The sequence below is a fragment of the Duganella sp. GW821-FHT01E12 genome (genome assembly GCF_059422325.1).
The window spans coordinates 900,680-916,429 of record NZ_JBWKWR010000002.1; the positions used below are offsets into that span (position 1 = coordinate 900,680).

Here is a 15,750-nt window from a genome sequence, read left to right on the forward strand (position 1 = left end):
GTTCACACGGTGGGGGTCAAGTCCGACCCCAGGGTTACTGCTTCAAAAGTCCCTCGATGGCGTCCAGCAGCACCGGCTCCTGGAACGGTTTTCCGAAATAGGCGTTCACGCCCAGTTGCAGCGCGTAGTTGCGGTGCTTGTCGGCGCTGCGCGAGGTGATCATGATGATGGGGATGTCCTTGGTGCGCTCGTCGCCGCGCACGTTGCGGGTCAGGTCGAAGCCGTCCATGCGCGGCATCTCGATATCGACCAGCATCAGGTCCGGCTTGGCCCCCTGCAGCTGCTCCAGCGCGTCGACGCCGTCCTTGGCCAGCACGACGTTGTAGCCTTCGCGCTCCAGCAGCCGTTGGGTCACACGGCGTACTGTCAGCGAATCGTCGACCACCATGATGGAACGCCCCTGCCGCCGCGACGCCGGGCTGTCGCCCGCCGCCTGCGCGTAGTGCTGCGTCATCTCGGGGTGATGCGCCAGATGCTGCGCCAGCGCCACCGGATTCAAAATCAGGACGATGTCGCCCGAACCGAGCACCGTCGCGCCGGCGATGCCCACCATGCGCGCCAGCTGCGGCCCGATGTTCTTGATGACGACCTCGCGGTTGCCCAGCACCTCATCGACGCGCACGGCCAGCCGCTCGTTGCCGTTCTTGAGCATCATCACCGGGGCCGAACGCTGCGCCGGCGGTTGCGCCGCTCCGTCGCCCAGCAAGGCGGGCAGATAGTGCAGCGCGGCGTGCTGGCCGTGGAGCGGCACATAGCCGTTGTGGTGCGCTTCGGCCAGCGCGGCATCCTTCATCTGCAGCACCTGCTCGACCAGGATGGCCGGCAGCGCGTAGGTCTTGCCGCCGGCGGCCAGCAGCACCACCTGCGTGACGGCCAGCGTGAGCGGCAGGTGAATGGTGAAGCGCGTACCCTTGCCGCGTTCGGAGAAGGTGTCGACGCGCCCGCCCAGCGCTTGCGCTTCGGACTGCACGACGTCCATGCCGACGCCGCGCCCGGACAACTCGGTCAGCGCTTCGGCGGTGGAGAAGCCGGGTTCGAAAATCAGATCGGCGACCTGGGCGTCGGTGACTTCCTCGTCTTCCTGCAGCAGGCCGTTGCTGATCGCCTTGGCGCGGATGCGCTCCAGATCGAGGCCGGCGCCGTCGTCGGTGAATTCGATGACGACTTCATTGCCCTGCTGCGTGACCTGCACCAGCAACTCGCCGGTTTCGTTCTTGCCCGCTGCGCTGCGGGCGGCGCGGCTCTCCACGCCATGCGCGATGGCGTTGCGCAGCAGGTGTTCGAACGGCGCGGCCATCCGTTCCAGCACGCTGCGGTCGACTTCCACCGTGCCGCCGCGGATGTCCAGGTTGACGCGCTTGTCGACTTCCTTGGCGCTCTGCCGGGCGACGCGGAACAGGCGCTCGGAGACGCTGGCGAAGGGCACCATCCGCACGCGCATCAGGTCGCGCTGCAGGTCGCGCGTGAGGCGCGCTTGCAGCACCAGGTCGTCGCCGGCGTTGTCGACGCTGCGGGTCAGGCTTTCGTGGAAGGAGGCGACGTCGTTGACGCTTTCCGCCATCATGCGGGTCAGCTCCTGCAGGCGCGTGAAGCGGTCGAATTCAAGCGGGTCGAATTCACGATCGCTGGAGATCGACATGCGGGAGGCGATCTGCGATTCGGCCTGCATTTCGACTTCGCGCAACTGGCGGCGCAGGCGGGTGAGGTTTTCGGAGAAGTCGAACAGCGAGGCGCGCAGGGTTTCGACTTCGTTCTCCAACTTGGAGCGGGAGATCGATACTTCACCGGCCTGGTTCACCAGGCGGTCCAGGATGTCGGCGCGGACGCGGACCAGCGGCGATTTTGCGCTCGATTGCAGGTCGTCTGCCGGCGTCTGCGGGCCTGGCGCGGGCACTGTGGCGGCGGGGGCTTCGGCGCCCTCCACGGCGTCCGTCGTGATGCCGCCGGTGCCGGCGATGGCCGGCTGGCCTGCGTCCAGGCTGGAGACGTCGGCGGCGAGGCCGGCGGCTTGCTGCAATGCGTCCGGGTGCTGGAGCTGCTCGAACAGCAGCAGCGCGTGGTCGTAGTGCGCCAGCAGCTCGTCGAACGCTTGCGGCGTGGCGGAACCGGCGTGCACCATGTTTTCAATGTGCGTTTCGATTTCGTGGGCGTGCTGGCCCAATCGCATCGCGCCGGCCATGCGGGCGCTGCCCTTCACGGTGTGCAGAAGGCGCAGCAGGCTTTGGGCTTGCGCGGTGTCGGCGGGGTTGTGGTGCCAGGCGCGCAATGCCTCGCCAACTTGCGGCAGCAGGTCCGCGCCTTCTTCCAGGAAGACCGGCAGCAGGTCGGCGTCCAACTCGTCGTGGAAGATCGCCGGTGCGGCGGTCAGGATTTCGGGTTCGGCCGGCGGAAGTTCGAGAACTTCGGCTTCCAGAACAGGTTCGTCGTCGGAGATGAGTTCCGGCTCCGGTGCCGGCTCTGGCTCCGGCGCGACGGCCGGCGACTCGGACGCGGGGGCCGGCAGCTCGGGCTCCGGTTCTGGCGCGAGCGCCATCGGCTCGGGCGCCGGTTCCGGTTCCGGCTCGGAGGCCAGCGGCTCCGCGATCTTGAGCGGCGGTTCGGCGAAGGCATCGTCAAACGCGGCGTTGAACAGATCGTCGATGCTGTCGTCGGCCCGCGCTTCCATCTTCTTCGGCGCGGCTTCCGGCGCCGGCGCATCGGATTCCGGCACGCTGCCGCTGAGTGCTTCGAACGTCTCGCGGAACAAGCTCTCCATCGCCGACTCCACCGGCGCGGACGTGATGTCGTGCATCGTCTCCGCAACCAGATCGTCCAGGCGGGCCTCAATATCGTTGCTGGCCGCTGGCGGCGTGGCCTCCAGCTCCGACCGCAGCTCGTGCAGCGCGGCGATCAGCTCCGGTTGCGCCGCCGGCATGTCGCCGGCCGCAAAACTCTGCAGCATCTGGCGGATGCGCTCCATCGTAAAGTCCAGCAAATCATGCTGCACCTGGTCGAGATGCGGCGCCGGCGGCAGCAGCGCCTGCAGCGTGGACTCCAGCGCCAGCGCCAGTTCCCGCAAGGCCTTGAAGCCCACCGTGCCCGACGTCCCGGCCAGCGTGTGCGACGCCTGCAGCGCCTCCGCATGCACCGGACGGCGCGGCTCGTGCCGCCATTCGCCGAAGTCCTGCGTGAGCAGGCGAACCAGTTCGTCCGTCTCGTGCAGGTAGATGTTGTACAGCGGCAGAGGGATCTCCAGCCCGCCGATATGCTTGACGTTGTCGTCGCGCGGCACCGCCGGCGTGATGGTCGGGAAGTCGATGACATTGCCGTTGGAGACAATCGCCGGCGGCGGCGGCGGCGCCTTCGCCTGCAGCTCTTCAGCCGCTTCGACCGCAGGCTCCTCCGCCTCGGCTTCCGGCACCGGCGATGGCGGCGGCGACGGCATTAGCGGCACCGCGTCGTCGATCGCGAACTCGCCGCCATCCTGCACGCGCGCCGCCGCTGCGGCCAGCGCATCCGCGTTGCGCGCCGAGACACCGGCCGCCGCCAATTCCGCCACCCACGCGCCCATCTGGCGCGCCGCCTCGTTCAGCAAGTCGAACAGCGCGTCCGTGGCAGGCCGCGCCTCCGCCAGCCACACATTCATCACACGCTCAATGGCGTGCGCCGCGTCGGCGAACTGGCTCAGACCCACCATCCTGCCGCTGCCCTTGAGCGTATGGAAGGAGCGCCGCAGCATGGTCAGGTTTTCCTCATTGCCCGACTCCGCGCGTGGCTTGGCCAGCGTGGCGTCGACAAACTGCAGCACTTCGCTGGCCTCGGTGATGAAGATGTCCAGCAGCTCGGCCTCCACCGCCGCATCGCTGCTGGCAGGCGCCGGCGGTTGCTCCGGCATCGCCACCGGCGCCGGCGCGGGTACCTGCTCCTCCAGCACCGGTATCGACTCGGAGCCGGCCATCTTCTTGAACGGCACCGAACGGAAGGTGCCATGCGCCGCGTCGAACGCGAAACGCTCGCGCGCACCGGCAGCATTCTGCGCCAGCATGTCGACAAAGAAGCCCAGCGCGCCGACGTTCTGCGCGATGTCGTCCAGCGCCTTCGGCTCCAGCGACGGATCGCCCTCGCCGGCCGCCAGCGCCTGCACGGCGGCCTTCACATGCTGCGCCGCCCGCGTCGCGTCCTCCTGGTCGAGGATGGAAAGCGCGCCCGCCAGCTGATGCAGCACCGGGTCCAGCTCCGTCAGCGACGGCCGCTTCGACGGATCGACGTAATACTCGTCGAGCACCTTCTCCACCTGGCGCAGGCCGGCCTTCATTTCCATCGCCAGCGCGACGACCGTGTCGTCCTGCCGCATCTGCTGCGCCAGGCCGTTCTGCCACTGCGCCGGTTCCGGCGGCGTGTCGCCGGTCACCAGCGCCAGCAGGCGCGCGCCTATCGTGTCCGCGTGCGCAGCGAAGTCGCCGGGCAGATGGCGGATCTGTTCCAGTCCATGTTCCGCAAACAGCAGCGCGGTCGCCATCTCCAGCGCCAGCTCCTCGCTGCGGCCGGCCGAGATGGCGGTGTGCGCCACGCCGGCCAGCTGCCGCAGCAGGATGCTCAACGCCGGCAGATCCAGCTGGTCGCAAGCCTCCGCCACCTCGGCCAGCGCGCTGCCGAAGGCCGCGTCCAGCGCCGGATCGATCTCCGCGCCCGCGAGCCGGTCCCAGCTCGCCTTGGCCCGCGCCATGCCAGCCTTGGAGCGCTCCAGCGCATCGAGGTCGATCTGGCCGTAGCGGCGGCGCTCATAATCGGCCGGCACCTGGCCGTCGAGCGCGAACACGCGGCGCAGTTCCAGCACCGTCTCCGATGCCGATGCCGGAACTGCGGCGATGAAGAACAGCGCGTCGCGCAGCATCGCATCCGGCTGCGCGGCTGCGCCCTGGCTCAAGCGGCGGATCTGCAGATTGATCAAACCGAACAGCTGCTTGACGTACAAGCCGCCCGCCAGCTCGCCGTTGGCCACCAGTTCTGCGAAGCCCTGCATCGCCAGCCAGAAGGTGCGCGCCCTGGCGTCCTGCTGGGCGGCGGCGACCAGCTTCACGGCCTCCAGCAGCGCGGCCGCATGCTCCTGCTGCTGCGCCGCCTCGGTGCTCTTCAGGTAGGGCAGCAGCGATTTCTCGAAGCGCTGGCGGAACGCCGTGTAGTCCGCCGCCGCGGCCTCGCCGGCCGGCGGCGGCGTCACAGCCCGCGACAAATCGGGATAGAACAGGTCCGCCGGATGGATGCGCTCCGCGCCCATCATCTCCTGCACCGCGCGGTAGTAGGGGAACAGCTTGACCGGTTGCGACGGCGCGCCTTCCAGCAGTTCCTGCAGATACTCCACCAGCGCCTGATACAGCTCCGCCAGCGTCTGCGCATGGTCGGTGCTGCATTTGAGCGTGCCGGCCTTGAAGCGGTCCAGCGCCTCCTCGGCCACCTGCGTCATCAGGCCGACGCCGTCCACGTCCACCATCATCAGCGCGCCGTGCGCCTGGTGCAGGTGCGAGCGGGCATGCTGCAGCTGGGTCGCCTGATCCTCCGGCGCCCGGCCGCCCGCCTCGAACAGGGCGGTCTTCGAGCGTGCCAGCGACTCGCGGATTTCCACCATCACCCAGGACAGAGGGCCGGTATCGAACTGCGGTTGCGGCGGATTCGGAAAATCAGTTGTGGTCATGCTTGCCTCGGCCTTTCAATGTTGGGCGGTTCAGGACGCGATACGGAATCGCGCCACCGAGTTTTTCAATTCCTGCGCCAGCACTGACAGCTTATGAATCGATTGTGCGGTTTGCTGGGTACCGTCCTGCGTCTGCTCGGTCACCGTCAAAATGTGTTGGATGTTCTGCGCCACGCCGGACGCCGACGTGGCCTGCTGGCCGGTCGCCATCGAGATGCCGGAGATCAGCTCGGCCAGGCGGTTCGACACCTGCGAGATGTCGTTCAGCGCCGCGCCGGCCGCGTCGGACAGGCGCGCGCCTTCGACCACGCCCTGGGTCGACTTTTCCATCGCGGCCACGGCGTCGTGTGTGTCGGTCTGGATGGTACGCACCAGCGCGCCGATCTGCTTGGCCGCCTCCGCCGAGCGTTCGGCCAGGCGCTGCACCTCCTCCGCCACCACCGAGAAGCCGCGCCCCGCCTCGCCGGCCGACGCGGCCTGGATCGCCGCGTTCAGCGCCAGCACGTTGGTCTGCTCGGTGATGTCGGAAATCAGCTCGGTGATCTCGCCGATCTCCTGCGACGATTCGCCCAGGCGCTTGATGCGCTTGGACGTGTCCTGGATCTGCTCGCGGATCTCGTGCATGCCCTTGATGGCGTTCTCCACCGCCGTCGCGCCCTGCTGCGCCGCCGCCACCGACTGGCGCGCCACGTCGGCCGATTCGCTGGCCGAACGCGAGACGTCGGTGATCTCGTTGGCCATCTTGACCACCGTGGCCGACGCGTCCTGGATCTCGCGCGACTGCTGCTGCGACGCCAGCAGCAGGTCGCTGGAGATGCTCTGCGCGTGGGTGGACGCCTTGGTCACCTGCTCGGCGGTGGCGGTCACGCGGCCCACCAGGCCGCGCAGCTCTTCCACCGTGTAGTTGACCGAGTCGGCGATGGCGCCGGTGATGTCCTCGGACACCGTGGCCTGCACCGTCAAGTCGCCGTCCGCCACTTCCTGCAGCTCGTTCATCAGGCGCAGAATCGCCGCCTGGTTCTGGTCATTCATGGCCTTCGCCTCTTCCTCCTTGCGCTGCGACTGCTGGCGCATGGATTCCGCTTCCTGGCGGCGGCGGTCGGCGCCACGCGTGCGGTTGTAGGAATCGACCAGCAGCACGCGGCCGATGGCCGCCGCCGAGACCAGCGTGAGCATGCCGCCGGCCACCATCAGCCAGAAGGTCATGCCCAGCGAATCCTGGTCCTCGCGGTAGGCCTGCTGCAGCACCGACAGGCGCTGGCGCAGGGCTTCGTTGTCGTTGAAGATCAGCTGTTCGGCGCTCTTGGCGGCGTTGAACTTATCCAGCTTGTCGAGGATGGCCGTCACCAGCTTCTGGTATTCCTCGAAATCGGATTTCAGCGCGGTGAACTTGTCGCGCAGGTCCGGTTCGCGCACGGCCGCCAGTCCGAGCGGCGCGCTGCCGTTGAGGAAGCCGTCGATGGTGTTGCGGAACACGGTGGTGTCGCGGCCCAGCTGGAACGCCGTTTCCGACGTGATGCCGCCGGCGGTGAGGAACTCGCCGGCGCTGCGGCTCATACGCTGCGTGAGCATGGTCAGCTTGCCCAGCGCCGCGATCTCGCGCGCCGAGCCGCCGCGCTGCACCTTCAGCGCGGTGATGTCCTCGGTGCGGTTGAGCAGCGCCGGCGACATGTCGTTGATCTTCTTGAGCGTCTTATCGACGCCGCTCAGGTCCGCCTTCAGCAGCAGGATGGTGCCGGCCGCGATATCGGACGGCCCCCATTGCTTGCGGGCCGCCGCCACGACGGGCGCCAGCGCGGCGATCGGCTCGCCGATCTCGCGGCCCTGATAGCGGCCGCCGCGCGTCATCAGCGCGAAGTCGTTGTTCAGATCCTTGCGGCTTTCCTCCAGCTGGCGGAAGCCTTCCGCGCTGCCCTGCACCGCGTTCGGCGCCGCCTTGCCGATGCGCTGCGAGTGCATCAGCGCGTCGCTGGCGACCTGGGTCTGGGTGGAGCGGTTGGCGCTGTGGATGGTGTTGAGGGCGACGAACAAGGCGCTCAGCGCCAGGCTGACCGCCAGCGCGGTCGACAGGATGCTCAGCTGGCGCTGCGCCGGCAGGTGGCCGATCAGCGGCAGCTTGAAGCCGGCGCCCGGCTCGGGCGCCGCCACCGGCGCTCCGCCACGGCGGCCCAGCGCGTCGCGCAGGCGCAGCGGCGCGGCGCTGTCCGCGACGGCGGCGGTGCTGTCGCTACCGGCGGCGCCTGCGGGCGCGGGCGACGGCATCGGCATCGGCGCCGCCACGACGCCGGTGTGCAAAAACTGCGAATCGCCTGCTTCGCCAAATTCCGAATTCGCTGCCATGTCCTGCGCGGCCTTGCGCTCGCCACGCGAGAAAAACCCCATCTTGAAAGCCATTACACCCTCTTCGGATTAGTTGCGATCTACCCCAGTATGCCGTCCTTACAAACCAACCTGCAGAAAACGCGCTTCGCGCACCAGCTGCGCCAGATCGATGCGGGTCCATTGCTGGCCCTCGCCGTCGGTGTAGCGCTGACGGCTCCATTCAGGTCCGGCATCGGCCGGCGTTTCCAGCACCTGCATGTCGGCCAGCTTGCGCAGGCCCAGAACGCGCTCGGCCAGCAGCGCGCAGTTGAAACCCAATGTGGGGGCGAAGGTGATCAGGCGCCGTTCCGCCGCCGCCGCGTCGCCGGCGGCCTGGCCCTGGTAGCGCGCCAGGTCGATCACGCCGGTCAGGTTGCCGCGGATATTGGCCAGTCCCTGGTACCAGTCCTGCGCCAGCGGCACCGGCGTAACCGGCTGCAGCGGCACGATTTCACTGATCTGGGTCAAGTCCAGCAGGCACAGACGCCCGCCTATCAGCACGCCGAGCTCACGGCCGCCCGCCGCGGCGCCGGTTTTGGCGGCCTGCATGCGCTCCAGCAGCTGCACCTGATACTGGCGCAGGCGGCTGCGGCGTTCCGGGCCGGCCGGGGTGGAAGTATCGGGCGTCTGGCTGCTCATCGCTTATTTGTGGCCGCTGGCGATGGCGGCGATCTTGGCCAGCAGTTCGGCCGCGTCGACCGGCTTGACCAGGTATTCGCGCGCGCCCTGGCGCATGCCCCAGATCCGGTCGGTCTCCTGGTCCTTGCTGGAGCAGATAATCACGGGAACGTCCGCCAGATCGGGATCGCGCGAGATCGCGCGGGTCACCTGGAAGCCGTTCGCACCCGGCATGACCACGTCCATCAGGATCAACTCGGGCTTGTCCGCCTTGATCTTGGCCAGCGCCTCCTCGCCGCTTTCGGCGGTGGAGACGGAAAAGCCGTTCTTGACCAGGATATCGGTCAGGTAGTAGCGCTCCGTGGGCGAATCGTCGACGATCAGAACTTTGTGTATGGCCATGGTATTCCCCTGAAGCTTGCTTATTCTTGTGTAGAGACGCCCGCGCCGCCGGTGTGCTCGCGCACCGCGGCCAGCAGGCTGTCTTTGGTAAAAGGTTTGGTGAGATAGGCCGCCGAGCCGACCATGGCGCCGCGCGCGCGGTCGAACAGGCCGTCCTTGGACGACAGCATCAGCACCGGCGTGGCGTGGAATTTGGCGCTCTTCTTGATCAGCGCGCAGGTCTGGTAGCCGTCCAGGCGCGGCATGAGGATGTCGCAGAAGATCAGCGCCGGATGGTGGTCGCTGATCTTGGCCAGCGCGTCGAATCCATCCTCGGCCAGCACCACCTGGTAGCCGGCCTGGGTCAGGAAGATCTCGGCCGAACGACGGATCGTGCTGCTGTCGTCGATCACCATGATTTTCAGGGCATTAGCATGCGGCGTGGTCGTCGTCATAATCGGTTCGCTGGAGTGGTGGCTACACCATAGCATAGGCCGGCGGCGGTTGGCGCGATACTAGCTCCGCGCCAGGCGTCCGGCGCGGGGAATCAGATGGCTACCATCTCGAAATCGTCCTTGCGGGCGCCGCATTCCGGGCAGCTCCAGTTCATCGGCACGTCGGCCCAGCGGGTGCCGGGGGCGATGCCCTCGTCCGGCAAACCGGCTTGTTCGTCATAGATCCAGCCACAGATCAGGCACATCCAGGTCTGGAACTCCTGCGTTGTTTCATTGCTACTCACGTTCTGCCACCCTTCAATCAAGTAAAATGCTGAATTAGGTATCTTAATCTACCCGCCGTGCAAAACCAAACTTCTCCTCTCATATTAAGCTTCGGCGCTGCCGATCCGGCCGGAGCGATCGGCGTCCAGGCCGACCTCGCGGTATTTTCCGCCCTCTCCTGCACCGGGCTGGCGGTGACCACCGCGTTGCTGATCGGCGACAGCGCCCGCGTCGAAGACGCGCAGGACATCGATCCCGACTGGGTCTCGGACCAGGCCCGCGTGGTCCTGGAGGACATGACCATGGCCGCCTTCAAGGTCGGCGCGCTGACCAACGTCGAGCAGGTGGCGGCCATCGCCGAGATCCTGTCAGACTATCCGGACGCGCCGCTGATCCTCGATCCGTTCAGCTCCCGCCTGCCCGATCCGGCCGACGCCGACGAGGCCGAGGAGCTGCTGACCGCCCTGCGCCAGCTGCTGGTGCCGCAGGCCACGCTGCTGATGCTGTCGCAGGTGGAGCTGGGCCGGCTGGCCGAGACCTGGCGCGAAGGCGCCGACGACACCATGGAATCGGACGTCGAGCACCTGCTGGCTTTGGGCTGCGAATTCGTGCTCGTCACCGGCACCCAGGCCGGCACGCCGCAGGGCGAGACGGCCGCGCCGAACACGCTGGCCAACACCCTGTTCGGCGCCGACGGCATGATCAGCCACGACGCCTGGCAGCACATGCCGGGCCCCTTCCTGGGTGCCGGCGGCACGCTGTCGGCGGCGATCACCGCCTTCATGGCGCGCGGCGCCGACGTGCCCGAGGCGACGGCGTCGGCGCAGGAGTACACCGTCGGCGCGCTGGCCCACGCGCAGCGCTACGGCATGGGCAAGTTCATCCCGAACCGTTTTTTCCAGCTGCACCAGGCTTTACCAACTTGATACTGAAGATGCCATCATGACCACGATCTCAAAAAACGACCAGCTGTTCGAACGCGCCCAGAAAACCACGCCCGGCGGCGTCAACTCGCCGGTGCGCGCCTTCCGCTCGGTGGGCGGCACGCCGCGCTTCATCACCCGCGCCGAAGGCCCGTACTTCTGGGACGCGGACGACAAGCGCTACATCGACTACATCGGCTCCTGGGGTCCGGCCATCGTCGGCCACGCGCATCCGGTGGTGGTGAAGGCGGTGCAGGAGGCGGCCGCGCGCGGCCTGTCGTTCGGCGCGCCGACCGAGGGCGAGATCCTGATGGCCGAGGAAATCTGCCGCCTGGTGCCGTCGATCGAACAGGTGCGCCTGGTCTCGTCGGGCACCGAGGCGACCATGAGCGCGCTGCGCCTGGCGCGCGGCGCCACAGGCCGCGACAAGATCATCAAGTTCGAAGGCTGCTACCACGGCCACGCCGATTCGCTGCTGGTGAAGGCCGGCAGCGGCCTGCTCACCTTCGGCAATCCGACGTCGGCCGGCGTGCCGGAGGACTTCGTCAAGCACACGCTGGTGCTGGACTATAACAACGTGGCGCAGCTGGAGCAGGCCTTCGCCGAATACGGCGACGACATCGCCTGTGTGATCGTCGAGCCGGTGGCCGGCAATATGAACCTGATCAAGGCTTCCGAGGCCTTCCTGCAGGCGATGCGCGCGCTGTGCACCAAGCACGGCGCGGTGCTGATCTTCGACGAGGTGATGTGCGGCTTCCGCGTGGCGCTGGGCGGCGCGCAGCAGCTGTACGGCATCAAGCCGGACCTGACGGCGCTGGGCAAGGTGATCGGCGGCGGCCTGCCGGTGGCGGCCTTCGGCGGCAGCGCCGAGTTGATGAGCAAGATGGCGCCGTTGGGCGCGGTCTACCAGGCCGGCACGCTGTCGGGCAATCCGGTGGCGGTGGCGGCGGGCATGACCACGCTGAAGATCATCCAGGAGCCGGGCTTCTACGAGAAGCTGAGCGCGACGGCGGCGCGCCTGGCGGCGGGTCTGACCAAGGCGGCGCAGGACGCGGGCATCGTGTTCTGCGCCGATTCGATCGGCGGCATGTTCGGCCTGTATTTCAGCGAGACGCCGCCGAACAACTACGCCGAGATGATGGCCGGCGACCGCGCGCGCTTCAATGTGTTCTTCCACGCGATGCTGGACGAAGGCGTGTACTTCGCGCCGGCCGCGTTCGAGGCGGGCTTCGTGTCGGCGCAGCACAGCGACGCGGTGATCGACGAAACCATCGCCGCCGCCGCGCGCGTGTTCAAGAAACTCGCGGCCTAAGCTTCGTCTTCCTCGTCCTCTTCGGAGGACTGGATCACGCCGGTGTTGAAGTTGTACTCGAACAGGTCGCCGTAGCGGCCCCACTCGATGGCCACCCGCAGCGCGCGCTCGGCCTCCTCTTCGCTGAGCGTGAAGCGCAGCAGCTTGAGGAACAGGTCCTCCGGCAGGTCGCCCGACTTGTCCTGCTCCAAGCCATGGCAGATGTAGGCGATCAGCGGCACATGCTCCAGCAGCTGCCTGCCGAAGATCTCCTGCCGCTCGGTGTTGTTGGCCGCCGCGTAGCGGCCGCCCAAGTCGGTCAGCAGGATGTCGCCGTTGGTCAGGTAGGCAAAGCCCAGCAGGATCAAACCGTTCAACACCTCCAGCAGCTCGGCGTCGGTCAGCTCCGTCTCTTCGGCCAGCTGCGGCAGGTCGGCGCGGCCGGAGAACGGCTCCTCCGACAGCAGCTCCACGATACCCTCCATGTGCGCGATGTCGGCCTGCGGCAGGCGGTCGCCCAGCTGCAGCTTGACCTCCTTCTCGCTGATCAAACCACGGCGGCCGGCGCCGGCGGTCATCAGCTCGTACACCTTGTCGATCAGCTGGCGCACCTCCGGCCCCTCGGCCTTGCGCGGCTGCGGCAGCGATATCGGCAGCTCGGCGCGCACCCGGCCAGGATCGCTGGCGAAGATCAGCACGCGGTCGGCCATCATCACCGCTTCCTCGATGTTGTGCGACACCACCAGGATCGCCTTGGTCGGAATCCGGCCGGACTGCCACAACTCCAAAATCTCTTCGCGCAGGCGCTCACCGGTCAGCACGTCCAGCGCGGAAAACGCCTCGTCCATCAGCAGCACTTCCGGCTCCATCACCAGCGCGCGGGCGATGCCGACGCGCTGGCGCATGCCGCCCGACAGCTCGCGCGGCAGCGCGCCCTCGAAGCCGGACAGGCCTATCAGGTCGATCACCTTCTCGGCGCGCTCGGCGCGTTCCTCGGCCGGCATGCCCTGCGCCTCCAGCCCCAGCTCCACGTTCTTCTGCACCGTCAGCCACGGGAACAGCGCGAACGACTGGAACACCATGCGGATACCGCGCGCCGTGCCGTACAGCGGCATGCCGCGATACAGCACCTGGCCGTCGTCGGCCTGGATCAGCCCCGCCATGATGCGCAGCATGGTCGACTTGCCGGAGCCCGATTGGCCCAGCAGCGCGACGATCTCGCCCTCGTGCAGCGTGAAGTCCACGCCTTCCAGCACCGCGCGCGCGGAGCCGTCGGCGCCGCGGAAGTGCTTGCCGACCGATTTCAATTCGACGATAGGAGTGCTCATAATTCGATCTCAATACTAGAAATGCAGCCGGCTCTCGGCCATGGTGTACAGGCGGCGCCACACGAAATGGTTGAAGCCCATGACGAAGATGCACATGATGCCGATGCCCAGCGCGATGCGCGGGAAGTCGCCGGCGGTGGTCATCTCCTGGATGTAGCTGCCGATGCCGTGCGCCCGCAGCGTGGTCGAACCCCAGCTGACGCATTCGGCCACGATGGCGGCGTTCCACGAGCCGCCGGTGGCGGTGATGGCGCCGGTGACGAAGCTGGGGAAGATCGCCGGCAGCAGGTAGCGCCGCCATTTGAGCCAGCCGGTCAGGCCGAAGTTCTTGGCGGCGTGCCGCAGCTCGGTGGGGATGGTGGAGGCGCCGGCGATCACGTTGAACAGCAGATACCACTGCGTCCCCAGGATCATCAGCGGCGACAGCCAGATGTCCGGGTTCAGATGGTAGCGCACGATCAGCACCACCGCCACCGGGAACACCAGATTGGTCGGGAAGGCCGCCAGGAACTGCGCCACCGCCTGCGTGCGCGAGGCCCAGCGCGGGTTCATGCCGATCCACACGCCGACCGGCACCCACACCAGCGAGGCCAATGCCAGCAGCAGGACCACGCGCGCCAGCGTGTACAGGCCGAGCACGAACACATGCCCCACCTCGGCCCAGCCGACTTCCGTGCGGATGAAGTGGCCCAGGCTCCACAAGGCGTAGAACACCACGGCGGCGATCACCGCGTCCCACACGCGCTGCGGCACCAGCGACGGCTGGTCGCGGCGGGCGCGGATCGAGGTGCCGTCGTGCCCGAGGCGGAACAGCGCGATGGAGCGCGACAGCATATTGCCGAACCATTCGACGATGGCCTGCGTGCGCTCGGTGCGGCGCAGCCAGGTGAGCAGCCACGATTGCTGGGCGGTGTCGCTGCCGGTCTCCTCGAAGCGGAACTTGTCGGCCCAGGCCAGCAGGGGGCGGAAGAACAGCTGGTCGTACATCAGTACCCCGACCAGCATGGCGCCGATGGCCCAGCCGATGGCGCCCATGTCGCTCTGGGCGATGGCCATGGCGATGTAGGAGCCGATGCCGGGCAGCTTGATGTCCTGGCCAGAGACCGAGATCGCCTCCGACGCCACCACGAAGAACCAGCCGCCGGACATCGACATCATCATGTTCCACAACAGGCCGGGCATGGCGAACGGCAGCTCCAGGCGCCAGAAGCGCTGCCAGCCCGAGAGCTGGAACACGCGCGCGGCCTCCGACAGTTCGGCCGGCACGGTGCGGAAGCCCTGGTAGGCGGAGAAGGCCATGTTCCAGGCCTGCGAGGTGAAGATGGCGAAGATGGCCGCGCACTCCACGCCCAGCAGGCTGCCGGGGAACAGCGCGATGAAGGCGGTGACGGTGATCGACAGGAAGCCGAGGATGGGGATGGACTGCAGGATGTCGAGCATCGGCACCAGGATTTTTTCGGCCAGCCGGTATTTGGTGGTGAGCGCGGCGAACACGCAGGCGAACACCACCGACGCGCCCAGCGCGATGAACATGCGCAGCGTGGTGCGCAGCAGGTAGTAAGGCAGGTAGCTCGGGTCCAGCGACAACGGCAACGCCTGGCCGACCTCGTACGGGCGCACCATTTGCTGGCTGCCGTAGGCGATCAGGACAAAGATCGACAGTACGATGGGCAGCAGTGCCCAGTCCCAGCGGTTACCGCCGGCTTCGACCACCTGGCGGGGGAAAAATTGCCGTTTTTTGCTCATTATTTGGGGCTTTCTTCGGCCAGAATAACCGAGGCGAGTGACCGGAGAGTGACACAGGCCGCCATTCTAAAGGATAACGGAAGTGAATATATTACAAGCGTGAAAGTTGGTGACTATTTGTGCCCTTTGTTACGGGCATAATAATGTGACTATCGAAATAACATTACGCGTTATGAAATTGATCGCTGAAAAACGTTCCAAGACCGACAAATACGACGTGCTGCGTTTCGTGCGCAACAACGGCAGCTGCACGGACACGGTGATGCCGCGCCAGGGCATCTTGCCGCACGATCTGCTGCACTACGTGGTGGAATCGGCGCTGCCGCTGCGGCACGGTTTCCTCAGCCTGCTGGCGCGCGGCGCCGACGCGCAGTTCGTGCTGGAGTCGGTGCATGACGCGGCCAACAAGGATGTGGAGACCGAGGCGGTGCAGGCGGAAGCGATCGTCGAAGGGCTGCAGGCGCAGCTGTGGTCGGGCGCGTTCGACGAGGCAGCCTTCCTGGCCGGCGCCGCCTCGGCCTGCACGGCGCGCGACAAGCAGCCGTTCGACTTCAGCAAGGTCGGCATCGACATCAAGGCGGCGCTGTACGACCGCGCGCTGTCGCTGAACGAGAAATGGATCACCGCGCCCTACTTCAGCACCCTCTCGCTGGAATTCAGCCCGCAGCCGGTGTAATCCATAAGGGGGGTTGCGCAATCGCCAACCCCTTGG

The 15,750-nt window shown here is 67.2% G+C and carries 11 protein-coding genes; 3 read left to right on the top strand and 8 right to left on the bottom strand.

All coding sequences use genetic code 11. The features are described from left to right. Positions 1–34: 34 nt before the first annotated feature. The 6 genes from AC07WS_RS09280 to AC07WS_RS09305 form a co-directional block, all read right to left on the bottom strand. The gene (locus AC07WS_RS09280) at positions 35–5,671 is read right to left on the bottom strand and encodes a hybrid sensor histidine kinase/response regulator (protein ID WP_494728758.1); all 5,637 of its coding nucleotides are present in this window, start codon (positions 5,669–5,671) and stop codon (positions 35–37) included. A 30-nt stretch (positions 5,672–5,701) separates the two neighbouring features. Next, on the bottom strand, positions 5,702–8,065 hold the full coding sequence (locus AC07WS_RS09285) for a methyl-accepting chemotaxis protein (RefSeq protein ID WP_494728759.1): 2,364 nt from the start codon (positions 8,063–8,065) through the stop codon (positions 5,702–5,704). A 45-nt stretch (positions 8,066–8,110) separates the two neighbouring features. Then, a complete protein-coding gene (locus AC07WS_RS09290; RefSeq protein ID WP_494728760.1) occupies positions 8,111–8,671 on the bottom strand; it encodes a chemotaxis protein CheW in 561 nt (186 codons plus the stop codon). A 3-nt stretch (positions 8,672–8,674) separates the two neighbouring features. Further along, positions 8,675–9,052, bottom strand: a complete 378-nt coding sequence (locus AC07WS_RS09295) for a response regulator (protein WP_494728761.1) — start codon at positions 9,050–9,052, stop codon at positions 8,675–8,677. A gap of 20 nt (positions 9,053–9,072) precedes the next feature. After that, on the bottom strand, positions 9,073–9,486 hold the full coding sequence (locus AC07WS_RS09300; protein ID WP_117012052.1) for a response regulator: 414 nt from the start codon (positions 9,484–9,486) through the stop codon (positions 9,073–9,075). A gap of 92 nt (positions 9,487–9,578) precedes the next feature. Beyond that, a complete protein-coding gene (locus AC07WS_RS09305; RefSeq protein ID WP_301547057.1) occupies positions 9,579–9,770 on the bottom strand; it encodes a rubredoxin in 192 nt (63 codons plus the stop codon). A 57-nt stretch (positions 9,771–9,827) separates the two neighbouring features. Here AC07WS_RS09305 and thiD point away from each other — a divergent pair, with 57 nt between their 5' ends. Then, positions 9,828–10,676 (top strand): bifunctional hydroxymethylpyrimidine kinase/phosphomethylpyrimidine kinase, encoded by an 849-nt coding sequence (gene thiD / locus AC07WS_RS09310; protein ID WP_494728762.1) that lies wholly within the window; start codon positions 9,828–9,830, stop codon positions 10,674–10,676. Positions 10,677–10,692: 16 nt separating this feature from the next. Continuing rightward, positions 10,693–11,985, top strand: a complete 1,293-nt coding sequence (gene hemL, locus AC07WS_RS09315) for a glutamate-1-semialdehyde 2,1-aminomutase (RefSeq protein WP_494728763.1) — start codon at positions 10,693–10,695, stop codon at positions 11,983–11,985. Here the strand turns inward: hemL and AC07WS_RS09320 are convergent. Next, positions 11,982–13,292, bottom strand: a complete 1,311-nt coding sequence (locus tag AC07WS_RS09320) for an ABC transporter ATP-binding protein (protein ID WP_494728764.1) — start codon at positions 13,290–13,292, stop codon at positions 11,982–11,984. The two genes, hemL and AC07WS_RS09320, sit on opposite strands and share 4 nt — an antisense overlap. Before the next feature lie 15 nt (positions 13,293–13,307). Then, entirely contained in the window at positions 13,308–15,038 is a 1,731-nt protein-coding gene (locus tag AC07WS_RS09325) for an ABC transporter permease (protein ID WP_494728765.1), read from the bottom strand. A 172-nt stretch (positions 15,039–15,210) separates the two neighbouring features. Here AC07WS_RS09325 and AC07WS_RS09330 point away from each other — a divergent pair, with 172 nt between their 5' ends. Next, the gene (locus AC07WS_RS09330; protein WP_494728766.1) at positions 15,211–15,714 is read left to right on the top strand and encodes a hypothetical protein; all 504 of its coding nucleotides are present in this window, start codon (positions 15,211–15,213) and stop codon (positions 15,712–15,714) included. Positions 15,715–15,750 lie beyond the last annotated feature (36 nt).